Source organism: Butyricimonas sp. BSD2780061689_150309_C8, assembly GCF_015560935.1.
Classification (GTDB): domain Bacteria; phylum Bacteroidota; class Bacteroidia; order Bacteroidales; family Marinifilaceae; genus Butyricimonas; species Butyricimonas paravirosa.
The window spans coordinates 36,391-60,312 of the sequence record NZ_JADMSV010000027.1; the positions used below are offsets into that span (position 1 = coordinate 36,391).

Here is a 23,922-nt window from a genome sequence, read left to right on the forward strand (position 1 = left end):
GTTACTTTTATGAATAGAAATATAGAACCGTCCATCACTGAAATCTCCCGTCCATCGCTGTGGGGGCATCAACAAATCACGCTTCCCAATGGAATCGAAATCGTGTACCTTCACGATCCCAATCAAGAGGTTTTCAAGATGGACGTGGTACTCTCAGCCGGGATTTACAACCAATCCCGTCCGGTTATCGCATCAAGCATGATTAACATGCTCAACGAGGGAACCCGTCAACATACCTCTGCCGAAATTGCAGAGTTGTTTGATTATCATGGAGCATACGTGGATTTCAATTGCGGTATGCACAAAGCTGAATTAAGCCTAATTTCGCTTAATAAATACGCCCCACAAACCATTCGTATGCTGGCAGAAATGACACTTGAAAGTACATTCCCGCAAAAAGAACTGGAAACGTATATCCGTAACCGAAAACAGCAACATCTGGTAAATATAGAAAAGACATCTTACCTTGCTCGGATGGAATTCATATACCGTATGTACGGGAAGGAACACCCTTATGCAAATTACTTCACACTGGAAAATTTCGACCAAGTGACTCCGGAATTATTACACGATTTCTACCGGGAAAGAGTGCAGGCATCACAATGCAGAATCATGCTTTGCGGGAATGTCAGCGATACGGTTTTACAAGAAGTAAGCCAAGCCTTTTCGCCCATGAGCAGTACCCCCCTGCCACCAGACAAGACCTACTCAATACAACCGAGCGGCCCCGGTAAATACCATATATCCAAACCCGATGTCGTACAAACCAGTATCCGTATCGGGAAAAGCGGAGTCATGTTACTGGACGAAGACTACACGTATTTCCAGCTTTTGAACATGGTACTCGGTGGCTATTTCGGCTCCCGCCTGATGTCGAACATCCGGGAAGAAAAAGGGTACACCTATGGCATCGGCTCATACAACGTTACCATGCCGCAAGCCGCTCACTGGATGATCGCAACGGATGTCAATGCCGACGCAATGGAGGCAACAATAGCTGAATGTATAAAAGAGATTCGCCGCCTGCAAGAAGAACTCGTTCCCGAAGAAGAATTAAGTCTCGTAAAGAGTTATTTTAACGGGGAGTTGTTACGAGAACTAGACGGTGTTTTCTCCCAGTCCGATGCCTTGAAACACAAACTCAATTACGGACAAGATAACACGTTCTATCTCTGGGCTATCGACAAGATCCGTTCTTGCACCCCCGAAGACATTATGCGTCTGGCTCAAAAATATTTGAACGTGGATGATATGTATATCGTGACAGCGGGAAAGAATTGAAAAATAAAGAAAGGGGTTATCCGCTAAAACTTTTCGGATAACCCTTCTCTCTTAACGCAAACTAAAATTTATAGGAAGGGTATAAGAAACCCGTACTGGCTTACCTTTTTGAATTCCGGGACTCCATTGTGACATACCCCTAATCACCCGACATGCTTCTTCATCCAAAGAAGGGTAAACAGGACGTATTACTCTCACATTCGACAAACTTCCATCTTTTTCAACAATAAATTGTACAAACACCTTACCCTGAACTTTCATTTCCAACGCATCTTTCGGATATTTTATGTTCCTGACTACATATTGCATCACATCCTCGCCCAGCAAATAGGGCATCCTCTCTTCCATATACATCTCGTTAAGCATAACCACTCGCATCTCTTTTTTGACATCCGCCCTCACCTCTTTCGTCACCTTACCCTGAAGATAAATTACAAGTCTTGCCCCTTTATTAACCATCAACGAGAATTTCCCGTCCTTCCCGGTAAATATACGTTTGTCTGATTTTGTTACAAAAATACTGACACCCTCCAAAGGTTGACCACTTTTATCCACCACGGTACCTTTCACCATAAACTTTACTGAATCCCTATCTCCACCCCGAGATTCCGCAGCTTGCAGGCAAGTAGTAAAAAGTAATATTCCCAACATAGAAAAAAACGGGATACACCAATCCCACTTCATTTTCAATTTTTTTTTCCTCTTTGTAATCATAACGAGTCTTTTTAATAATTATTACCTACTTGACCACGGATTGGGAAACAAGCATGACACGACACTCCGTAGTTATTTTTAACACCTATGATATTTTCAAAGATATTGAAATTATTTTACAAATCCCCTCTTTCACATCATATATTATGCGAAAGAGGGGATTCATTTCCATGCATTATAACACGAAGTCTATTTCTTTTCGGTTTCTTTCAATACAGGTTCTTGTAATTGAAAATTAATGGGAACTGTATATGAAACCCTCACGGCTTTTCCTCTTTGCGTTCCCGGTTTCCAATTCGGCATTTCTTGTACAACTCTTATAGCCTCCGCATCCAATAAAGGATGTACGGCACGAGCAACTTTCACATCAGTAACTTTTCCTGTCTTCGAAATAACAAATTGAACAAATACTTTTCCCTGAATATTCTTCTCCGCCGCTTCCTTCGGATACTTTATATGTTGAGCTACATATCTTTGAACACTTCCACCAGGAAATTGTGGCATATCTTCAACCACTTGAAATATATCGTTATCCGAGCCCTCATATTCAGGTTCTCTCACCACCGGCCGACTGGTGTCATCCAACATACTTACACGCATCCGATCACCAACTTTCACTGGAACCAATATATTCTTTTTACCAGCATGAGAAAAAACAAGTTCAGCCCCCTTATCAACTGCCAACATAAACTTGCCATCCCATCCGGTATGGGTTCCTTCCGCAGTATTCTTAATCAACACGGTAACCCCGCGCAAGGCTCTGTTATACTGGTCAACAACAGTTCCGGATACAATCAACTTGCCTTTATCGACCAGAATCACCGTATCCCGATAATCTCCCTGATGCACAATCGCCTGCACGTTACTAGACAATACTAATAACGCAACAACCGGAAATAGCAGTGCATACTTGAGCAATTCCATTTTCGAAGTTCTTTTTTTATTCATCATCATAATACGCTTTTTTAATGGTGTCACATTAAATTTATTTACTATTTGAGCTGCAGCCGAAGGACGAGAAAGACGAAGGAGATGATATTGATAAGCTTTCCGATCAACACCGGAGTATACAACCCGCTTATCAGCCAGAAATTCCAAATTACGACGAATCTCCCCTTTTAATAACCACATTGCCGGATTGATCCAAAACAATGCACATAATAATTCGGATACCATCACGTCCAAAGAATGATACTGATCTGCATGAGTTTTTTCATGCATCATAATTTCTTGTAAATCATCCGATTCATACAATGAAGGATTGATGAATATCCACTTGAAAAAAGAAAAAGGAGCAACTTCACCTTTTAACAAAATAATCGGTGTTGACAAACAAACTGCTCTATTCCGCTTTTTCACGAACCGAAGGATCGAAAATATCTGGATCACGATCCGTCCCAATAAAAAGACCACAACAGTTGAATATCCCAAGCACAATATGTCAAACATATTTATTTCCACGGGTGCCGGAGCCATTCCAACAGTCACTTCCGGTAAAAGATTACTCGCATATTGGGCAATCGCATGGTGAATAACTACTTTTTGATCTTCTCCAAAAGAAAACAAGACCATTGGATACAAACAGGCCAAGGCAAGGCTCATTAACAAACAAACTCTTCGGAAAGTAAAAAATGTATCCCGACTGAATAATAGCCGATAAAAAAGATAAAACACGACTAGCGCAATATTTACCTTTATCAAATAGATCAATGTCGCATTGGTAATCATGGCTTGTACATTTTATTGTTTCTCTATTAGCTTTATGATCTCTTCGAGATCTTTTGCCGAAATCTTTTGTTCTTTAGCAAAGAACGTCACCATCTCCTTGTAAGAATTTTCAAAATAATTACGTACCACCCCGGACATAAATTTCGTTTTATATTCACTTTCATCCATGACGGGAATATACTCGTAAATATTTCCATGCTTCTTACTGGTCAGGAATCCTTTTTTCTCCAAGTTCTTCACGATAGAAGCGACCGTCGTGTAAGGCGGCCTCGGTTCTTCCATCCGATTCAAAAAATCTTTTATCACGCCACTTTTCACCTGCCAGATGATCAACATTACCTCTTCTTCCTGATGTGTCAATTTTTCCATACGAACTATTTATTTACGATTCTTTCGCAAATCTACGAAAATTTCGTAACAATACAAGCTTTTCGTAGAAAATATATTTATAACATTTTCAATCTACCCACGTATAGTACTCAAAAAAGGGAAATATGAAAAGAATTACATTCATCTTTTTGATTGGAATACTGTTCTTTACAATAGGTCAGGCTCAGAATAAAAAAGAAATTCGTTTCGAAAAAGAGTTTCAGAAAACACTGGCACTGGTGAATAGTGATCAATTCACTGTTAAGTTCTACATTGCGACCCCTACCGTACAAACACTTTTCACACCACCGGGGGCGGGTGCCAACATTGACATTAACCCACAAAATTGTTATCTAAGCATAAATGACTCCCTGGTAACGACACAACTTCCTTATTTCGGCAGAGCTACATGGACATCAAATTCACACTTAGATTCAGTTTCTTTCAACACGGTATTATTCAGTCGCACGGTAAAAATTTATCAAGACGGAAAAAAGAAAGCTATTGCCTATCAAATAACCGTTCGCTCCAACCAAGATATTTGTTATCTGAACATGGATATTCAATATGACGGAACTTGCTATTTATATTTTAGTGACCGTAAGCGAGCTCCGATCAGTTATGTCGGGCAAATAACACCCTTAGATTCTACTATGCAAAAAAGATATAAGCCATCACCAAAGCAGCAATGATACCCGCAAAATCGGCAATCAATCCACAAGGTATTGCGTAACGTGTATTTTTAATCCCCACTGCACCAAAATACACGGCGATAATATAAAATGTCGTATCTGTAGCCCCTTGGAAAGTTGACGCCAATCGCCCGGCGAAAGAGTCTGCCCCGAACGTGTTCATGGTGTCAATCATCAGCCCGCGCGCCCCACTTCCACTAAGCGGTTTCATCAAGGCCGTAGGCAAGGCCGGTATAAAATCAGCATCTAATCCACAAGCCAGACACAAACGTTCCAATCCACTCATCAACATATCCATCGCTCCCGCTGCCCGAAACACCCCGACAGCCACAAGAATCGCCACTAAATACGGAATGATTTTTACTGCAATGGAAAAACCCTCTTTTGCGCCATCAATAAACGCATCGTACACATTTATTTTACGCCAAGCCCCCATGGCAATAAAAGCTGTGATGATCGAGAAAAGAATAACGTTACTAGCTACCGTGGAAATCGTTGTGATCGTTTCCTTGTCCAACCCGGAAAAATACCAGATTAAACCACCCACGGCCAAGGTTCCTCCAATCAAATAAGCCATAACAACCCGGTTAAACAGGTTCAAGCGCTGGTACACCGCCACCGCAATCAGGCCGGCTAACGTGGACACGTAAGTAGCCAATAATATCGGAATAAATATATCCGCCGGATTCGCTGCCCCCATTTGAGCCCGATACACCATAACGGAAACCGGGATAATCGTCAAACCGGAAGTATTCAGCACCAGAAACATAATCTGCGCATTGGAAGCCCGATCTTTATGAGGATTCACCTCCTGCATTTGTTGCATCGCTTTCAGTCCCACGGGAGTTGCGGCATTATCCAGCCCAAGCATATTCGCCGCGATATTCATCATAATTGAACCGTATGCCGGACTATCCGGTGGTAATTCCGGAAACAACTTCCGGAAAAAAGGACTAATCAACCATGACATCACTTTCACAGCCCCTCCCCGCTCTCCAATTTTCATGATTCCCATCCACAGAGTTAATACACCCGTTAAACCTAGCGAGATTTCAAACCCCGTTTTTGACATATCAAAGGTGGCCTTCACGATGGCAGAAAAAACTTCTGTATCACCCATGAAGATCAATTTACAAAGCGCCACGATAAATGCCGCACCAAAAAAGAAAATCCAGATATAATTGAGAACCATAGATCAATTGAAAATGCAAAATTGAAAATTGAAAATTAAAAAAAGAAATCATCTTTCATTTTCAATTTTCAATTCTCAACTTTCAATTATTTAATGTTTTGCTTTACAAGCTTTTATCGTGTTTTGCAACAAAGTCACGATGGTCATCGGTCCCACACCACCGGGAACCGGAGTAATATATGAACATTTAGGAGCCACGTGGTCATAATCCACATCTCCTACTAATTTCCAACCATTCTTTGCTGTTTCCGAAGGAATACGATGAATCCCGACATCCACCACAACAGCACCTTCTTTCACCATATCTTCTTTCAGGAAGTGCGGAACACCAATCGCCACGATCAAAATATCCGCCTGCCGAGTAATATCTTTCAAATTCGCCGTTCTGCTATGACATAAAGTAACGGTACAATTGGCATTTTTGGCTTTCCGGGACATTAACACTGCCATAGGTGTTCCCACGATATTACTTCTTCCGACAACAACACAATGTTTGCCTTCTGTCGGAATATTATAACGGGTCAGCAGTTCCACGATACCTGCCGGGGTTGCCGGTAAATAAGTCGGTAATCCTAACACCATGCGGCCCACGTTACAAGGATGGAAACCATCCACATCCTTATCCGGATGAATACGGTTCAAAACTTTCTCTTCGGAAATATGTTTCGGGAGAGGTAACTGCACAATAAACCCATCTACATCGGGGTCCTCGTTCAACTTATCAATGACTGCCAACAACTGCTCTTCAGTGATGTCATCACCATAACGCAATTCTGAACTTTTCATCCCTACCGCCTGACAGGCCTTCACTTTACTAGCAACGTACGTTTCGCTAGCCCCGTCATTTCCTACAAGTACAGCAACCAAATGCGGAACCTTTTTCCCTTCTGCCACGAAAGCAGCGATTTCATCTGCAAGCTCTTGCTTTACCTGTGCTGAAATTTTTTTACCGTCAATAATTTCCATCTAATCAATTTTAAATTTTAGATTTCAAATTTTAAATTTCACATGAACATTCACGTAAAATCTAAAATCACAATTTTATCTATTTGATTTTAAATCTTAAACCTCAAATTCAAACCTGATAAAAGGATTAAATCTAAAATCTAAAATTTAAAATCTAAAATCTTTAGCGTCTCTTCATCGGGGCATTCCCCATCATCTTACCGCCCTTGGATAACATTCGCATCATCTTTTTGGATTCATCGAACTGTTTCAACAAGCGATTTACATCTTGAATAGTGGTACCGCTACCGGATGCAATACGTTTACGACGAGAACCGTTGATTAGTTCCGGATTCTCCCGCTCTTCCGGGGTCATCGAGTAAATGATAGCCTCAACTCCTTTAAACGCATCATCATCAATATCCACATCTTTCAATGCTTTACCCACACCCGGGATCATGGATGCCAGATCTTTTATGTTACCCATCTTCTTGATCTGCTGAATCTGGCTCAAGAAGTCGTTAAAATTAAACTGATTCTTGGCGATCTTTTTCTGTAACTTCTTCGCCTCCTCCGCGTCAAATTGCTCCTGAGCTTTTTCAACCAAAGAAACAATATCACCCATACCCAAGATACGGTCAGCCATACGTTCGGGATGGAACACATCAAGAGCCTCCAGTTTTTCACCCGTACCGACAAATTTAATCGGCTTACTCACCACGGTACGAATAGACAATGCCGCTCCACCACGAGTATCACCATCCAGCTTGGTCAGGATCACACCATCAAAGTTCAGACGATCGTTAAATTCCTTCGCCGTGTTCACGGCATCCTGTCCGGTCATGGCATCCACCACGAAAAGGGTCTCTTCCGGATCGATTGCTTTCTTGATGGCAGCAATTTCATTCATCATCTGCTCGTCAATAGCCAAACGTCCCGCGGTATCGACAATCACGACATCTTTACCTGTAGCCCGGGCCTCTTTCACGGCATTCAAGGCAATTTTCACAGGATCATTGTTTCCTTCCTCGCTATACACGGGTACCCCGATTTGCTCCCCAAGCACTTTTAACTGCTCGATAGCTGCCGGACGGTAAACGTCACAAGCTACTAACAAAGGATGTTTTCCCCGCTTTGTCTTCAGTAAATTAGCCAGTTTACCAGAAAATGTTGTTTTACCGGAACCTTGCAGACCCGACATCAAGATAACAGCCGGATTACCTTTTATATTAATATCGACATGGGTCCCTCCCATCAACTGGATCAATTCATCGTGAACAATCTTCACCATCATCTGACCCGGTTTCACGGCAGTCAGCACGTTCATTCCCAATGCCTTTTCTTTTACCGTGTTGGTAAACTCTTTCGCGATCTTATAGTTTACGTCGGCATCCAACAATGAACGTCTCACCTCTTTAAGCGTTTCGGCCACGTTGATCTCGGTGATCTTTCCCTGTCCTTTTAAAATCTTAAACGATTTTTCTAACCTCTCCGATAGATTCTCAAACATAATTTATCAATTGAAATTCGAAAATTGAAATTACAATGCACTCGCATCTAATCTTCAAAATTCGCTATTATAACTCTTAATTAATTCATTCCCCGCAAAATTAATAATTTTACCCGAAAACATACATTTTCACTTTTCAATTTTGCGACACTCTTCTTTTTACTATTTCCGACTGATGTTCTTCAACACCACAAACGTCTTGTCTATTAACGAATTATCTACCACAACGGTAAACTCGTTGGTGGAAGAAATAACCTCCGTCAAGTTGATCCCCTCCCAAGATAACTCCTTCATTATGCAATAATAGAAACCGGGTTGCAATATATTTCCTTTAGGGAGCTTCAACGTAACGGACGACAAACCATTCTTTTTGAAAATACACTGTTCCTCCTTGAAATGTTCATCCACCATCCCTTCCATGATTTCACTCACGACAAGGTTGGTCTCGAAAACCCCCTGCACCATCGTGTAGAAGACCTCATCTCTTCGTGCAATGGATTTCAGTACCCGGATATGGCAATCCATCAGAGTATTCGAATTTTTAAACGTGTAATCACACAAGTTACTCCTCAGGATAATATCCCCCATGTTATTCAGCAACTTGTTTAATTGTACCTGTTCCCGCACTTGTAAATAAGGAGCTAACCGATTCAACGCCATCACGATTGCACCTGCATTTACTGGCTTCCCCAATAATTTCTCCACTTCTTCCTGTATCTGTCGGGCTAAAGCCGAGATATTGATAATCCCTGCCGCCAAAGATTCCGACAAATAAGGTTTATGCTTTACGATTCCTTCCACTGCCTGGGCTACACTGATCATGTTAATTGAAAATTGAAAGTTGAAAATTGAAAATTATTTCTCTCATTATTAATATAGTTCGATCCACTCGTAAGCGTTTCCCACGTAATCCATGTAACGGATGAAATCCTCCGTTTTTATGGCTAACGAAGCGTGGTTGTCATTCGGATGGAATGATAATCTTTTCGCTTCTTGCAGATGTTTATCCAAGAACACGTACACGTGGTGTTCCACGTCATTCAGTAAGCCGAAAGGACTTACAGATCCGGGATGCAATCCCAGGTATTTTTCCATTCGAGCTTCAGAGGCAAAACTTAACTTACCCTGCTTCAACATTTTTTCCATATCATGGATAGCCATATCATGATCACATTGAAGAATTACCAAATAATGACGATTCCCCTTGTGATTTCTGAAAAACAAGTTCTTGCAATGTGTACTATCCAGATTTTTCCAATATTGTCTGGCAATCTCGATCGTCGGTGCAGCCGGATGTTCCGTATATTCAAACTCTATCCCCAGAGCTGCCAACGTTTCATATACTTTCTCCTGTCCTACCATGTATTAATTAATTTTTGATTTTATGATTTTAGATTCCAGCCACACAAGGCCAACACTTCTTGATTTCCTACTTTTATCTTTTTTACCTTTCCAACTACCCCCTCTAACTCCCCCTTGCACAGGGGGAGGACTCGCTGCATTGCTACATTGAAACACCTTCTTGCGTCTGTCTCTCCCCCTGTGTAAGGGGGAGCCGGTGGGGGTAGTCCTTTCATTCTAAATTCTAAATTTCAAATTCTACATTACCCGAAACCATAAACTTCATTTAAACTTTTAGTTTTTAACCTTTAACTTTTATCCTTCAACCTTCCCTGCCACGTATCCAATTCTTCCAAACGTTTATCCAATTTCGCCGTGAACTCGAAATTTTTAATTCCCCATTGTGGAGCGATTAAATATTCGGGAGGTGATTGATTCACGAAACGTTCCAAGTAAACATCGGGCCGGATACGTTCGATAACTTCCACAACGAAATTCAGATACTCATCCAACGTGTAAAGACGAAAGAGTGCCGGATTTTCCAAGTATTGTTCCGCCAATCGAGTCCCTTTCACGATTTGCAACTGGTGAAGTTTTAATACTTGAATTGGCAATTCACACAAACGAATAGCCCCCTCCAACATAGATTCACGACTTTCCCCCGGTAACCCGAAAATCAAATGCGCACCAATCGTTATTCCACGTCCCGCTGTTGCCTGGATAGTCTGTTCTGCAACGGCAAAATCATGTCCCCGGTTTACCTGACGTAAAACAGTATCATTCACGGACTCCACCCCGTATTCCACGCAGACATAATACCGCCTTGCCAATTTCTCCAGATAATCCAAAACCTCCTCGCTCACCACATCCGGTCGCGTCCCGACCACCAATCCCGAAATCATCGGATGAGCCAAAGCCTCTTCATAACGTAACTTCAACACGTCTAACGGCGCATACGTGTTCGAATACGCCTGAAAATAAGCCAAATATCTTTGTCCCTTATACTTCCGGGCAAAGAAACGGATACCTTCATCGATCTGTTCCGTAATTCCCCGCACCGCTCGACAATAATCGGGGTTAAAACTCTCGTTATTACAAAACGAACATCCCCCCACACCCTTACTCCCATCCCGGTTAGGACAAGTGAATCCTCCATCTATCGACAACTTTTGTACTCTTTCCTCGAAAAGAGTTTTAAAAAAAGTCGGATAGTCATTATATCGTTTTTTACCGGGTTTAAATTTCATCTGGAACAAAATATTAACAGGTCGCAAAAATAAATATTTATCTGTTTAGAATTTAACAAAGATCACTAATTTTTTATGAGTACCCTCATTTTTACCGGAAAGTTACCTATTTCATACGTTTGCGTAGATTTTAACTATTTTTCCCTATTTATATATTCAAGAAAAAAAATTATCTTTGCATCCCTAAGATGAAATTTTGAGAAAAGAATGATCTATAAACAATCACTCCTGAATGTCAGGAGGTAAACGCAAAAATCTAACAGAATTATGAGTACGAAGTACGTTTACACCTTTGGTGACGGAAAAGCAGAAGGAAAAGCAGACATGAAAAACCTGCTAGGCGGTAAAGGCGCCAATCTTGCCGAAATGAATCTCATCGGAGTTCCTGTTCCTGCTGGTTTTACTATTACAACAGAAGTTTGTACCCTTTATAATCAAGAAGGAAAAGACGCTGTCGTAAAACTAATTGAGAATGACGTTAAAGCTGGCATTGCAGCTACAGAAAAGTTAATGAATGCCAAATTCGGATCAAAAGGAGAGGCCTTCCCTCTTTTAGTTTCCGTGCGTTCCGGAGCCAGGGTGTCCATGCCGGGTATGATGGATACAGTGTTAAACTTGGGAATGAATGATGATGCCGTTAAAATCGTGGCCGAAAAATCAGGTAACGCCAGATTTGCATGGGATTCATATCGTCGTTTCGTACAAATGTATGGAGATGTCGTGATGGGCGTTGCAGCCGGAAAAGGCGAACACAACCCGTTCGAAGTTGAAATCGACAAATTAAAAGCAGAAAAAAATATTTCTAACGACACAGAATTCTCGGCTGAAGACCTGCAAGAACTTGTTCGTCGTTTCAAAATTGTCGTTAAAACCAAAACCGGTAAAGATTTCCCGACCTGCCCGTGGGAGCAATTATGGGGAGCCATCTGCGCCGTGTTCGATTCATGGATGACGGAGCGCGCCGTTCTGTACCGCCAGTTGAATCAAATCCCGGAAGAATGGGGAACAGCGGTGAATGTTCAAGCTATGGTTTACGGAAACATGGGTAACAATTCCGCAACCGGAGTTGCTTTCACGCGTGATGCCGCTACCGGTGAAGATATTTTCAACGGAGAATACCTGATCAACGCGCAAGGAGAGGACGTTGTTGCCGGAATCCGCACCCCGCAGGAGATTACCATCGAGGGATCTCGCCGCTGGGCTAAAATGCAGAATATTTCAGAAGAAGAGCGTGCCGCTAAATATCCTTCACTGGAAGAATCCATGCCAGCCGCCTACGCAGAATTAAATGCCGTTCAACAAAAATTGGAAGACTATTTCCACGATATGCAAGACCTTGAATTTACCATCCAAGACGGTAAATTATGGATGTTGCAAACCCGTAACGGAAAACGTACCGGTACGGCTATGGTAAAAATGGCGGTTGACATGCTCGAACAAGGCATGATCAATGAAGAAACCGCTATACTTCGCTTGGAAGCGGCTAAACTGGATGAATTACTTCACCCGGTATTCGACAAAGAATCACAATCCAAAGCAAAAGTATTAACCAAAGGTTTACCGGCATCCCCGGGAGCCGCTTGCGGACGTGTCGTATTCTTTGCTGACGAGGCGGAAGAATGGAAAAACAGAGGCGAGCAAGTAATATTAGTTCGTTTGGAAACTTCTCCCGAAGATTTACGCGGAATGAACGTTTCCGAAGGTATCCTCACCGCACGCGGGGGTATGACCTCTCACGCGGCTGTTGTTGCCCGCGGTATGGGTAAATGCTGTGTTTCCGGAGCCGGAGAAATCGTTGTTGATTACCACAAACGTACCTTTACCGTGAAAGGTGTTACCATCAATGAAGGCGACTGGATTTCTTTGAACGGTTCTACCGGAGAAGTTTACTTGGGTAAAGTAGCCACCACCGAGGCGTCACTGGACCATGACTTCAGAACTATCATGGATTTGGCCGAGAAACATACTCGCATGTACGTGAGAACCAATGCAGACACACCTCGTGATGCCAAAGTAGCACGTGATTTCGGAGCCAAGGGTGTTGGTCTTTGCCGCACGGAGCACATGTTCTTCGAAGGCGACCGTATTGACGCCATGCGTGAAATGATCCTGTCTGATACCGTTGAACAACGCCGTATCGCTTTGTCAAAAATCCTCCCGATGCAAAGAAGTGACTTCGAGGGAATCCTTGAGGCTATGGACGGATTCGGAGTTACCATCCGTTTGTTAGACCCGCCATTACATGAATTTACCCCGAACGAGCCGGAATCTCAAAAATACATGGCTGAAAAAATGGGTATTTCAGTAGAAGTTGTCAAAGAAAAAGTGGATGCGTTACACGAATTCAACCCGATGTTAGGTCACCGCGGTTGCCGTTTAGGAATCACTTACCCGGAAATCACCGAAATGCAAGCCCGTGCAATCATTGAAGCTGCTTGTAACTTGAAGCTGAAAGGCTTTAACCCGAAGCCGGAAATCATGGTTCCGTTGGTAGGTACCGTGAAAGAATTAAGACAACAAGCGAACATCATCCGTTGCACTGCTGACGTGGTATTTGCAGAAAAGGGCGTGAAAGTAGATTACATGGTAGGAACCATGATTGAAATTCCTCGTGCTGCGTTAACCGCAGACCAAATTGCAGAAGTTGCAGAATTCTTCTCTTTCGGTACGAACGACTTAACCCAGATGACTTTCGGATATTCTCGCGATGACGCTGGTAAATTCTTACCGGAATATATCAAGAAAGGTATCTTGAAAACCGATCCGTTCGCCGTATTGGATCAAGAAGGCGTGGGACAATTAGTTCAAATGGGAGCCCAAAAAGGACGTTCAGCCAACAGCAAGTTGAAACTCGGAATCTGTGGAGAACATGGTGGAGAACCTTCTTCCGTGATCTTCTGTGACAAAGTGGGTATGGACTACGTTTCATGTTCACCGTTCCGTGTGCCTATCGCACGTTTGGCTGCCGCGCAGGCTGCTATCATGCACACCAACAAATAAGACAATTTTTAATAAATAAACGAGGAGCTGTTTTTTAAGGAGACAGCTCCTTTTTTCATGTTTGATTCTACACATTCTTCTCCTAAATTTTTCGTGCGATCTCCCCCGAAAGCTATTTCTCTTTCCAGTAAATGGTAAAAATATGTTATTCATTCACGACACAAATTCATCACCCACTAACGCATAGAGCCATTTTTTAGATTAAAAATACAATAAATATATTGATACATATATTTACATCTCAATTCTACTTGTTAAATTCATTCTAAATAACAATATTAACATTTTACATATTATTTACATATAAAATAAATAATATCGGGTGAGAACAGTAGGCAAATTATCGACATAAAGAAGCTAGTTAAACAATATAAAAACAGCATAATAGCAATATTTTTGAAAATATCAAAAAACGATCATTTATTCCGACAACAAAAATACAATATTTAATCATATAACGTTTTTTTTGAAATTACTTTTTTGTAACTGATAATTATATAGTTATATGGTTTTTGTATTATATAAAAATTGTTAAACAAATTAACATCATTAAATGATCATTTTTTGATATTGACAATAAATCAGAAATATTACAAATCATGAAGGTGTATGCAATCATTCTTATTTTAATAATGCTTTTAACTGGAAGCATAATGCGTGTTCGGGCTCAGGAACATCAACACAAGACAGACTCGACAAACAACATTGTCCTCTATTTTAAAATTGACGGGGCTATTTTAGATAGCACGTACATGGGAAACAATGAATCTTTGAAGAAACTGGATGAGTTAATCAAAAATGAATTAATCATACCTAATCTCGACTCCATTACCATCGTGGCCTCCTCTTCTCCTGATGGCAAGGAAGCATACAACCTGGAGTTATCGAGGAAAAGAGCCGAAAGTGTCAAAGCTTATATCACGGGGAAATATCCCGAGATCAAAAAAGAGCTTGTCTATGCACGATACACCGGTGAGAACTGGGTTGATTTCAAACGTATGATCGAAACGGATAAAAACATCCCGCACCGGGAAAGATTAATTAACATCATAAATTCCGATCGTGAGAACGGAGCCAAGGAATGGTTGATCAAGACTCTAGCGAACGGGGAATCATGGCGTTATATCAGGAAAAACTTCTTACCACAATTACGCACGGGTGCTGTCTGCGTGATCTACTATAAGCGGGAGCCTGTCAAGGAAGAAAAGAAGGAGGAACCGAAGAAAGAAGAGAAGATTATCCCTCCACAAAAATCGGAACCGGAGACTCCGGTCATCCCGCTAATCATCTCGAAACCGTTATTCGCCATGAAAACGAACCTTCTCTACGACGTGCTTTCGGCCGTGAACCTAGAAATAGAAATTCCCATCGGTAAACAATGGTCCGTGGCTGCAGAAGGAATATTCCCGTGGTGGAAAGCATCACGTGCCGACTGGACCATGCAATTACTATCGGGACACGCCAGCGTGAAATACTGGCTCGGGGATCGTGACGCAAAAGAAGTTCTCACGGGATGGAACATTGGCCTTTACGGCGGAGTGGGGAAATACGATCTACAACTTTTCGATAAAGACGGGGAACAAGGCGACTTCTTTGATGCAGGTCTTCAAGCCGCTTACGCTCACAAGATCGGCAAGCATTTCCACATGGAGTATAGCCTCGGCGTGGGTTATTTACAAAGGGACACGAAAGAGTATGATAAAGTGAACGACACGATGTACGGGGACATAAAAGTTTTCAGGTTCCCGTGGAAAGTAGAGAGGAAACAATGGTTTGGTCCAACGTTCGCAAAAGTTTCCCTCGTTTGGTTATTAAATAAAAAAACAGTAAAAAAAGAAGGAGGTGTGAAATGAAAAACATAATTTATATCGCAACTCTTTGTTTCACACTTGCCTGCTCTTCATGCGACAGGGACAATCTGTTTTACGCCACGGAAGAACAAGGATTTGTACGCCTGAATATCAATTGGGAACCCTCACAATTAGAACCGAACGGTACCTCAGCCTACGTGTTCGACAACGAAAGCGGAAAAGCTGTCTGTGAATGTTTGATCAGCAGCGACCCTAACACGATTGATATTCCCCTTTACCCGGGTAAATATGACATCATGGTGATAAACAACACGGAAGAGGAATTAGCAAGCATTGACTTTACCGGTATCGAAAACCTACACACGTTCAACGCTGTCATTTCGGCCAATAAAGAGCCGAAGTACGCGAATCTATTATCAAAAGCAGAAGATAATAATTCCTACTTGACAGCATGCGACATCCTAGCCAGAGCACTCGTCAAGGCGATCGAGATTACCCCGAAAGATATTCACTATTACAAGGAAAAGCCGGCTACCGGAGAACACGAGGTCAGCCAAACGATCGAAGTCACCCCGGAACGACAAACAGAATTAATCGACATTGAGGTAAAAGTGATGAACATCACGTCAGCTGCCGGGGCCCCACGTTCCCACCTGACGGCCATGTGTGAAAGCGAAAACATGGAAAAAGCGATAAAGTTCGGGCATGGTATCACACACGAGTTCGTGCTGAACAACAAACGGGTAGACCCGGACAACTATAAACTCGCCACGATCACGAAGCAACTCATCTCGTTTGGTCCGGAAAAAGCAAACGGGAAATGCCTCAATGATCACCAACTCGTTATGAATTTCATCCTCGTGAACGGAGAAACCCACACGGTTTCCCTTAACGTGAAAGATTTAATTGAAACTTCACATGACGGGGTACAAACCGTCCACAAAATCCGGGCCGAGGTGACTCTCCCGGAAGCCATCGGTAACGGTGACGGGGTTTTCCACCCCGAGATTGAAGAATGGGAAGAAATTGAAGCGGAATTGCCAATTTAAAAATAATGAATTATTCATTTTAATTTACTGATCATGAAAAAGAATCTATTGTACATGCTAACCGCTGCTGCCATGCTTGCCGGTTGCGCAAAAAACGACGTAGTTGATTCAGAAATCAACAAGGAGGGTAACCTGATCGGGTTCTCCACTTACAAGAACATCTCCAGAGGAAACCCGGTAGATAACAATAACGAATTTTTAACGAAAGACAACGCCTTTGGAGTAACGGCATTTATCAAGACGGGAGCAGGTGAAACCCCAAATGCAAGTCCTTACATGGGAACGACTACCGAGGGCATTCAAATCGTATCTGACGGGACGAAATGGACTTACGCCCAAACAAGCGATCAAGCTTACTGGCCTGTGAATGGCGAATTGCTTAATTTTTACGCCTATTCCCCGTACGGGAATAAAGCTATCACGGCGAAAACTTTCGCCACGACCGGTTTAACGTTGAACTATACCGTTCCAGCCGAAGAAGCCGACCAAGTGGACTTAATGTACGCTGTTGCCACAAATCAAACAAAACCTAGTGACAAAAACAGCGTAACCATGCCATTCAAACACGCCTTGACTCAGGTGCATTTTGCAATCGGGACAAGTGCCACAAACCTGTTCGTGGATGTTGAGGAGAACGGGATTCAAATTCACAATCTGAAAAACACGGGAACTTTTGCATCTTCGACAGAAACATGGACTTTGAACCCTGATGTTGCATTAACCGAATACACGGTTACATCCCCTGCCATTGAGGAAGCAGGTTATAAAGTAGAGAATGACGCTCAAACATTCACCCCGATCGGAAGCGCAGACAAGGCATTAATGCTATTGCCACAAACCTTAACAGCAAATGCAGCAAATGTAGAAAATGGTAATTACCTGACGATCAGTTGCAAGATATACCAAAAACTTGCAGATGGTACAAAAATTTATCTAAAAGGTAGCAAAGATGACTATGCTCCTGTACCAGTCGGTATTCCCGAAAGAACGTGGGAAAGAAATCAAAAGATCACTTACAACTTAAACATCGGCGCAACAGGAGGCATTTTGGATCCGATCGAATTCGAAACGGAAGTAGAAGAGTGGCAAGCTGTTAATGGTGGTACCATCGAAGTAAAATAGCCCTTGCGCTTCACGCAACCTTAAACATGGCCTAACGGCTCACTCGCGGGCGGTTGAACGTCTGTCCGCGGGTACTAATAAAACCTCAAAAAAGTCAAACGATGAAAAGAAAAGAATACATTTTACTGTCGGCAGCCCTATTGATCGCGTTCACATCGTGCGACAAAAACGACCCGGAACCTGCCAACGACGGTGATAAAATAGATTTTATTGCCACGCCATTTCACGAATCCTTCATCCAGACAGACCAAGCCCGGGGAAGCGAAACGGGAAACGACGATATGCTAGATTTCGGTGTATACGCCTACTACACGGCCGACGCTTTTATCCCGGGGACTAGCACCCCGAATTTCATGTGTAACACCCGCGTGAAAAAGACAAGTGGCACATGGACTTACGAGCCTCTCATGTTCTGGACTAATAATGGGAACCTGTCATTTTTCGCCTATTCCCCTTACGCAAACCAAGGAGATCCGTACACCTCTTTAAGTTCCACCTCCTCCACAGCGGGGTATCCCCAACTAACCTACACGGTACCGGATGACGTGATTACCCAGCGAGATTTACTCGTATCCGTTCCCCTACTCAACCAAACGAAAACATCGAGGAACGCCGACGGTAAGTTACCATTAACATTCCGACACGCCCTCTCGTGCATCGTGTTCAATGCCAAGATGACAGACGCTTGCGATTTCCCGGTGAAAGTAACCTCCATCACCCTCGGGAATTTCAAGAACAAAGCGACACTCTCTTACGACGTCAGCAACACCCCGGGAACATTTTCTTGGACAATGGCAGGAGATGCCTCGGACAAACCCTATTTGCTGACCATCAACAACGGACTACTAGAGGACGTGAACTTGAAAACAATCACGAACACATACCAGTCAATCAGCACCGACAACGCATTCTTGATGCTATTGCCACAAGCGATTGATGAAACAGACGAGATTAAAGTCACCGTGGAATACCAAGTAACAGGAAATATTCAGACCCAAACGATAACAGTCCCACTAAACCGGATAATAAGTACTTTGATCGCCGGGCAACGCTACTCGATAAATATACTAGTTTCCACTTTGGCAGACTTAACATTAACCTGCACGGTAGAGTCATGGCAGCAACAAGCAATTAACGTACCCGAATTTAAATAACAGAAAACTATGAAAAGATATATATACATCGCATATGCCTTGATTCTTACCCTAGCCGCCTGTCAAGATGATAAACTCGGGGACCATGAAAATAGCGGGAATGCAACATTAACATTGAGTTTCAACTCTTCAGACAACACGCTGTCACGCACCGTGTCAAGTGACGAGGATGAACAAATAATAAGCAACGCTTACGTGTTCGTTTTCAATCAAGACGGGAGCAAGGTGTTCGGACAATTTTACAACAACATACACCAATCAAAGACTTACACGACCAAGGTGGAGAACATTCCCGCCGGGAACGGCAAGACCATAGCTGTTATCGCGAACATCAACACGACGATTCACGACCTGAACGACACGAAGCTGGATGCCGTCACCTCGAAAGCCGATTTGCTGGCACTGACATCGCACATGCAGGGAAAATACATCGAGAGAGGAATCCAGTTTCTGATGAGCGGGATGAAAGAAGGAGCCGAGTTAATAGCAAACCAAAATAACACGATCGACATCCCATTGACACGAACCGACGCGAAAGTACGTTTCAACGTGCAAACGAAAGAAGGCGTAACATTCACCCCTCGCGAGTGGCAGATCGTGGCTATACCGCGAGCAGTAAGCGTGTTACCGAACACCACACAAGGACAATTTGAATTTGAGAATTACTTTAACAGCGAGTGGAATAACTTTGAAATCTCCACCACGAACGCCATCACGTTCGCGTTCTACATACCCGAAAACAAAATAAACCCCAAGGAAACAATACCCGCGGAGGGGGAGTATCGCAATCAATATGCCCTACGAGAAAAACAAGAAAAAACATCTAACGCAGACGGAAGCGTGACAAACGGGGCTTACCGGTACGCAGATCAACGGGCGACCTACGTGAAATTAAAAGGAAATGTTTTTTATAGCATCGCCGGAGGACAAGAAATTTCAGCAGACGTAACTTACACCATTCACCTCGGAGGAGTGAATGGCGTGAACGATTACAACAGCCTCAGAAATCATTTTTATACTTACACGGTAACCATCAATAGCGTGGATGACATCATCGTCGAGGTTGAATCAACAACAGGCGAAGAACCCTCACCCGGAAGCGAGGGAGATATTGTTGTCGCCGAACGAATTAAAAGATTCGATGCCCACAATGAAATTTTCACGACAACTTTCGAGCAAAAGAATATCGACGAGAGCTTGACTTGGAACGTTTACACCCCATTCTCCAATGGAGCAGAAAATGAAAATCCCAAAGACTATGACTGGATATATTTCAACATTAACACAAAAAGTAGAAATTTTTATACCGAAACTTTTGTAACCTACCAAGGAGATGATGGTGTTTACACGGATGCCGAATTCAATGATCCGAACTACCAACACCCCCTGGATCGTTACATGAACGATATAAACAGGGGAACACAGAAAATGCTAAACATCAAACAACTCGTCAGCATTTTGAAGGAATGTAAACGCAGGTATTCCGCATCACAAAGCAACCATTTATTTGATAGTGGAGACAAAATCATATTTACCACCTATCTTAAAGAGTATTACTATGACGTGAACCCGGAAAACACATCTGAAACCGTGGAAAACGGGCTTTGGAAAAAATTCGTCAACACACAGGAAAGAGTACTCAATATTCTATCCAATCTTCAATACAGCCAAGACCAGATGAGTACCAAATCCACCGCATTGTACTCCATCAGGCAATCATCCATACAAACCATGTATAACAAGAACTTGGATGAAAACTTTACCGCATGGGGTTCCGAGGCCATACAGGATGAAACTCTTCTCCTGTTTGAAACAGGAAGAACTAGAACGAATCGCACGTATAACGATCTCAATAACGGTCGAAAAAATTCTATCAACATGTGGATTGGAAACGAAACCATGCATTGGGACGACTACATAGAGCCCGCGACGTGGGAAATGCGAGATTCGTATGAAGCGGCAAAATACAAATGCTTGCGCCTTAATCGCGACATGAACGGAAACGGGCAAATCGACAAGGAGGAAGTTCAATGGTACTTGGCCAGTATCAATCAACTCTCGGACTTGTGGATCGGAGAAAACTCCTTTGACTCGCAATCCCGACTATACAAATTCAGCACGTGGGAAATAAACAAACAATGGTACGCCAGCAGCACCGTACTAGATAAAGACCGCCAAGGATGGGGTACTAATTGGGATCCTTATACTTACAGGGACAATCCCGAGATATTGTGGTCCTCGGAAGGTTCAACCGTCGGTTCTTTAAGTGGGGCCGGCCCCTTCGCCTCGACCAAGGTGTACTACAGGTGTGTCAGGAATCTGGGATTAGCCAAAAATGCAAGCGAAAATGACCATCCAGAAGATTTCGTCACGTATGATGCCGCAAACAGAACCATCACCTTAACAAAACTAGATCCCAAATCGATACGAGGTTTCAGTACCGTAGAAGAGTTGCCCAATCACAACGAACGAGACGTTCGCGGGTACAACAAACCTTGGAACGCTTTTGAAATACATGCCGATACATACGGAAACGGGTTAACCTGGAAGGCGGTCAACGACCGCTCTCAACCCGGAGGAACAAATCCGGTATGCCCCAAAGGATGGAGGGTTCCCAATCAAAGAGAACTGGCATTAATGTACTCTAGGATGCCAAGAAACGCGACCTCTTGGCCCTTGAAGAACCATTTTTCCAGAAGTAGTTTCAGCTTTAACACAGCCGGTGGCGAACGCGTTGGTTTTTCCGTTGAAAATGAAGGATCGGTATATTACTTGATTAATCACAAAGACGAAGACCGTGGCGGAGTCCGCTGTGTAAGAGACATTAATTAGTAAAAAAAGTATATATGAATAAACGAGAACTTACAGCACTTATCGCAGAGCGCACCGGATTCAAGAAAAAGGACGTTCACACGACGCTACAAGCTACGATCGACTGCATTTCCGAGGTTATACTCGCCGGGGGACGGGTGACGTTCATGGGATTCGGTTCCTTTTATACCCAAGAGCGAGGCCCGCGAATAAGTTACAACGTGTACTCGAAAGAACGACGACACCTTGATTCCCGGAAAGTGATAAAATTTAAACCAACGTTACAAAAAAGAAAATAAATGCAACCAGAAAGGGGACTCTTTTCATCAAGATTCCCTGAATACCGAGGCGAGATTCCGCGATGGATCTCGCCTTCCTCGTTATTCATCGCTCCTGCATACAATAAACTTTCCGGGATAAGACTCACCCTGAAACCACGATTTTTTACTTGTAACTTCCCCACATTAACTCTATCTTTGTCGAAGATTAATTTAAAACGCTATGCAACAAAATATAGAACATCCTGAAAACGAAGCTTGTTATGAAGGACTGGCCGTCAACAAGGGTATCGAACAGCCGGATCCCGTGAACCCGGCCATCGCAGAAAGATTGAAGCATCTGAGGAAAAAGACGCTTACCGCGGACGAGTACGTGGCAGGTATTCTTCGCGGGGACATTAACATTTTAAGCCAAGCCATTACCCTCGTGGAAAGCGCCCGCGTTGACCACCAAGCCATGGCACAGGAAGTAATCAACCGTTGCCTCCCGAACACGGGTAAATCCGTCCGTATCGGGATCACGGGAGTACCCGGGGCCGGGAAAAGTACTTTCATCGAGGCGTTCGGGAAATTCCTTACCGGACAAGGACATAAAATTGCCGTGCTTGCCATCGACCCGAGTAGTGAACGTTCAAAAGGGAGTATTCTTGGAGATAAAACCCGTATGGAAGAGTTAGCCTGTGATCCACACGCCTACATCCGCCCTTCCCCATCGGCCGGCTCGCTGGGCGGCGTTGCCCGCAAAACGAGAGAGGCCATGTTGCTCTGCGAGGCTGCCGGATTTGACATTACCTTGATTGAAACCGTCGGGGTCGGTCAAAGTGAAACTGCCGTACATTCGATGGTCGATTTCTTCCTGCTGGTACAAATTGCCGGAGCCGGGGATGAATTGCAAGGCATCAAGCGAGGCATCATGGAAATGGCCGACAGTATTATCATTAACAAGGCTGACGGTAACAACATCACCCGTGCCGAACTTGCTAAAGTTCAGTTGCAAAATGCTCTTCACCTCTTCCCCCCTCACGAATCAGGCGTGGAACCGAAGGTCATGACCTGCTCCGCTTACGAGAAAACCGGGATCAAGGAAATATGGGAAAACATACTGCACTATTGCAGCGAAACCCAACAAAGCAAATATTTCGACATCCGTCGCAGCGAACAAGCCAAGTACTGGATGTACGAAACCATTGACGAACAACTGAGGAATCGTTTCTACCAGAGCCAGAAAGAACAAATAAAAGAGGCAGAAGAAAAAGTGCAGCATAACGAGGAAAGTTCTTTTGCTGCGGCCTTCCGCTTGTTAGACAACTATTTCAAGGAAGATACGAAACTATAATCGTAAAAATACTTCCAACCTACTCGGAACGGGAGAATATCCGAAATCACCTTTGGATGATCTCCCGTTCTGGTTTTATATAACCTGAGTACAGTTTCTCACAGGGCTTTCCATGTAAATTACCTGACTGTTGGGCGACTGTTGGCAGGTAATTAGGCGCCATCGCCCGATTGTCGCCGCCTAATCGCCCGATTATCGCCGCCATTTTAACAGATGATTAGTAAAAGTAACATAGGACACATCCGCACGAAACAAGACAACAATAGGTCAACATAGAGACAATTTCAAACTTTTATCTATTCTAAACCCCGATAAAAGTATTGATTTATGTTAGGACATACC

18 protein-coding genes and 1 pseudogene are annotated in these 23,922 nt (G+C 43.1%); 10 read left to right on the forward strand and 9 right to left on the reverse strand.

The window, feature by feature from the left end; translation table 11 throughout:
• Positions 1-9 precede the first annotated feature (9 nt).
• Positions 10-1,281: a M16 family metallopeptidase gene (locus I2I33_RS16850; RefSeq protein WP_087421077.1), complete on the forward strand. Its 1,272-nt coding sequence runs from the start codon at positions 10-12 to the stop codon at positions 1,279-1,281.
• Positions 1,282-1,332: 51 nt separating this feature from the next.
• Here the strand turns inward: I2I33_RS16850 and I2I33_RS16855 are convergent, their stop codons facing one another.
• From I2I33_RS16855 to I2I33_RS16865, 3 genes are all read right to left on the reverse strand, one after another.
• Positions 1,333-1,965: an energy transducer TonB gene (locus I2I33_RS16855; RefSeq protein ID WP_195666857.1), complete on the reverse strand. Its 633-nt coding sequence runs from the start codon at positions 1,963-1,965 to the stop codon at positions 1,333-1,335.
• Positions 1,966-2,184: 219 nt separating this feature from the next.
• A complete protein-coding gene (locus I2I33_RS16860; protein ID WP_087421075.1) occupies positions 2,185-3,723 on the reverse strand; it encodes a M56 family metallopeptidase in 1,539 nt (512 codons plus the stop codon).
• A gap of 12 nt (positions 3,724-3,735) precedes the next feature.
• A complete protein-coding gene (locus tag I2I33_RS16865; RefSeq protein WP_087421074.1) occupies positions 3,736-4,092 on the reverse strand; it encodes a BlaI/MecI/CopY family transcriptional regulator in 357 nt (118 codons plus the stop codon).
• 125 nt (positions 4,093-4,217) lie between these two features.
• Between I2I33_RS16865 and I2I33_RS16870 the strand changes: the two genes are divergently transcribed.
• A complete protein-coding gene (locus I2I33_RS16870) occupies positions 4,218-4,784 on the forward strand; it encodes a DUF4251 domain-containing protein (RefSeq protein ID WP_087421073.1) in 567 nt (188 codons plus the stop codon).
• On the opposite strand, the gene I2I33_RS16875 is transcribed toward I2I33_RS16870, so the two are convergent.
• The 6 genes from I2I33_RS16875 to I2I33_RS16900 all read right to left on the reverse strand — a co-directional run bounded on the left by I2I33_RS16875 (position 4,744) and on the right by I2I33_RS16900 (position 11,019).
• Positions 4,744-5,976, reverse strand: a complete 1,233-nt coding sequence (locus I2I33_RS16875) for a nucleoside recognition domain-containing protein (RefSeq protein ID WP_087421072.1) — start codon at positions 5,974-5,976, stop codon at positions 4,744-4,746. The two genes, I2I33_RS16870 and I2I33_RS16875, sit on opposite strands and share 41 nt — an antisense overlap.
• A 90-nt stretch (positions 5,977-6,066) precedes the next feature.
• Entirely contained in the window at positions 6,067-6,942 is an 876-nt protein-coding gene (gene folD / locus I2I33_RS16880; protein WP_087421071.1) for a bifunctional methylenetetrahydrofolate dehydrogenase/methenyltetrahydrofolate cyclohydrolase FolD, read from the reverse strand.
• 163 nt (positions 6,943-7,105) lie between these two features.
• Complete coding sequence (gene ffh, locus I2I33_RS16885; protein ID WP_087421070.1) at positions 7,106-8,431, reverse strand: signal recognition particle protein; 1,326 nt, start codon at positions 8,429-8,431, stop codon at positions 7,106-7,108.
• Between the two features lie 162 nt (positions 8,432-8,593).
• Positions 8,594-9,253, reverse strand: coding sequence for an aspartate kinase (locus I2I33_RS16890; RefSeq protein ID WP_087421069.1), 660 nt, complete (start codon positions 9,251-9,253; stop codon positions 8,594-8,596).
• 48 nt (positions 9,254-9,301) lie between these two features.
• Entirely contained in the window at positions 9,302-9,793 is a 492-nt protein-coding gene (locus I2I33_RS16895) for a prolyl-tRNA synthetase associated domain-containing protein (protein ID WP_087421068.1), read from the reverse strand.
• 287 nt (positions 9,794-10,080) lie between these two features.
• A complete protein-coding gene (locus I2I33_RS16900) occupies positions 10,081-11,019 on the reverse strand; it encodes a TIGR01212 family radical SAM protein (protein WP_087421066.1) in 939 nt (312 codons plus the stop codon).
• Between the two features lie 267 nt (positions 11,020-11,286).
• On the opposite strand from I2I33_RS16900, the gene ppdK reads away from it, so the two are divergent.
• The 8 genes and pseudogenes from ppdK to meaB all read left to right on the forward strand — a co-directional run bounded on the left by ppdK (position 11,287) and on the right by meaB (position 23,580).
• Positions 11,287-14,019, forward strand: coding sequence for a pyruvate, phosphate dikinase (gene ppdK, locus I2I33_RS16905; RefSeq protein WP_087421065.1), 2,733 nt, complete (start codon positions 11,287-11,289; stop codon positions 14,017-14,019).
• A 653-nt stretch (positions 14,020-14,672) separates the two neighbouring features.
• Complete coding sequence (locus I2I33_RS16910) at positions 14,673-15,872, forward strand: DUF3575 domain-containing protein (protein WP_162613769.1); 1,200 nt, start codon at positions 14,673-14,675, stop codon at positions 15,870-15,872.
• Positions 15,869-16,879: a DUF5119 domain-containing protein gene (locus I2I33_RS16915; RefSeq protein ID WP_087421063.1), complete on the forward strand. Its 1,011-nt coding sequence runs from the start codon at positions 15,869-15,871 to the stop codon at positions 16,877-16,879. The genes I2I33_RS16910 and I2I33_RS16915 overlap by 4 nt, the downstream gene beginning before the upstream one ends.
• 33 nt (positions 16,880-16,912) lie before the next feature.
• Positions 16,913-18,001 (forward strand): fimbrillin family protein, encoded by a 1,089-nt coding sequence (locus I2I33_RS16920; RefSeq protein ID WP_087421062.1) that lies wholly within the window; start codon positions 16,913-16,915, stop codon positions 17,999-18,001.
• 101 nt (positions 18,002-18,102) lie between these two features.
• Positions 18,103-19,155, forward strand: a complete 1,053-nt coding sequence (locus tag I2I33_RS16925; protein WP_087421061.1) for a fimbrillin family protein — start codon at positions 18,103-18,105, stop codon at positions 19,153-19,155.
• Positions 19,156-19,164: 9 nt separating this feature from the next.
• Entirely contained in the window at positions 19,165-21,987 is a 2,823-nt protein-coding gene (locus tag I2I33_RS16930; RefSeq protein WP_229128356.1) for a fimbrial protein, read from the forward strand.
• An 11-nt stretch (positions 21,988-21,998) separates the two neighbouring features.
• Positions 21,999-22,265 (forward strand): annotated as a pseudogene (locus I2I33_RS16935) (HU family DNA-binding protein); the annotation flags it as partial.
• 202 nt (positions 22,266-22,467) lie between these two features.
• Positions 22,468-23,580, forward strand: a complete 1,113-nt coding sequence (meaB, locus tag I2I33_RS16940) for a methylmalonyl Co-A mutase-associated GTPase MeaB (protein ID WP_087421059.1) — start codon at positions 22,468-22,470, stop codon at positions 23,578-23,580.
• Positions 23,581-23,922: the final 342 nt, after the last annotated feature.

What these genes read in the sequence shown, in the direction of transcription:
- ffh (WP_087421070.1), bottom strand. Translation starts at nt 8,431, where the DNA reads ATGTTTGAGAATCTATCGGAGAGGTTAGAAAAATCGTTTAAGATTTTA.
- I2I33_RS16865 (WP_087421074.1), bottom strand. Translation starts at nt 4,092, where the DNA reads ATGGAAAAATTGACACATCAGGAAGAAGAGGTAATGTTGATCATCTGG.
- I2I33_RS16925 (WP_087421061.1), top strand. Translation starts at nt 18,103, where the DNA reads ATGAAAAGAAAAGAATACATTTTACTGTCGGCAGCCCTATTGATCGCG.
- I2I33_RS16875 (WP_087421072.1), bottom strand. Translation starts at nt 5,976, where the DNA reads ATGGTTCTCAATTATATCTGGATTTTCTTTTTTGGTGCGGCATTTATC.
- I2I33_RS16850 (WP_087421077.1), top strand. Translation starts at nt 10, where the DNA reads ATGAATAGAAATATAGAACCGTCCATCACTGAAATCTCCCGTCCATCG.
- folD (WP_087421071.1), bottom strand. Translation starts at nt 6,942, where the DNA reads ATGGAAATTATTGACGGTAAAAAAATTTCAGCACAGGTAAAGCAAGAG.
- I2I33_RS16910 (WP_162613769.1), top strand. Translation starts at nt 14,673, where the DNA reads ATGCGTGTTCGGGCTCAGGAACATCAACACAAGACAGACTCGACAAAC.
- I2I33_RS16920 (WP_087421062.1), top strand. Translation starts at nt 16,913, where the DNA reads ATGAAAAAGAATCTATTGTACATGCTAACCGCTGCTGCCATGCTTGCC.
- I2I33_RS16930 (WP_229128356.1), top strand. Translation starts at nt 19,165, where the DNA reads ATGAAAAGATATATATACATCGCATATGCCTTGATTCTTACCCTAGCC.
- I2I33_RS16915 (WP_087421063.1), top strand. Translation starts at nt 15,869, where the DNA reads ATGAAAAACATAATTTATATCGCAACTCTTTGTTTCACACTTGCCTGC.
- I2I33_RS16895 (WP_087421068.1), bottom strand. Translation starts at nt 9,793, where the DNA reads ATGGTAGGACAGGAGAAAGTATATGAAACGTTGGCAGCTCTGGGGATA.
- I2I33_RS16855 (WP_195666857.1), bottom strand. Translation starts at nt 1,965, where the DNA reads ATGAAGTGGGATTGGTGTATCCCGTTTTTTTCTATGTTGGGAATATTA.
- I2I33_RS16890 (WP_087421069.1), bottom strand. Translation starts at nt 9,253, where the DNA reads ATGATCAGTGTAGCCCAGGCAGTGGAAGGAATCGTAAAGCATAAACCT.
- meaB (WP_087421059.1), top strand. Translation starts at nt 22,468, where the DNA reads ATGCAACAAAATATAGAACATCCTGAAAACGAAGCTTGTTATGAAGGA.
- I2I33_RS16860 (WP_087421075.1), bottom strand. Translation starts at nt 3,723, where the DNA reads ATGATTACCAATGCGACATTGATCTATTTGATAAAGGTAAATATTGCG.
- I2I33_RS16900 (WP_087421066.1), bottom strand. Translation starts at nt 11,019, where the DNA reads ATGAAATTTAAACCCGGTAAAAAACGATATAATGACTATCCGACTTTT.
- I2I33_RS16870 (WP_087421073.1), top strand. Translation starts at nt 4,218, where the DNA reads ATGAAAAGAATTACATTCATCTTTTTGATTGGAATACTGTTCTTTACA.
- ppdK (WP_087421065.1), top strand. Translation starts at nt 11,287, where the DNA reads ATGAGTACGAAGTACGTTTACACCTTTGGTGACGGAAAAGCAGAAGGA.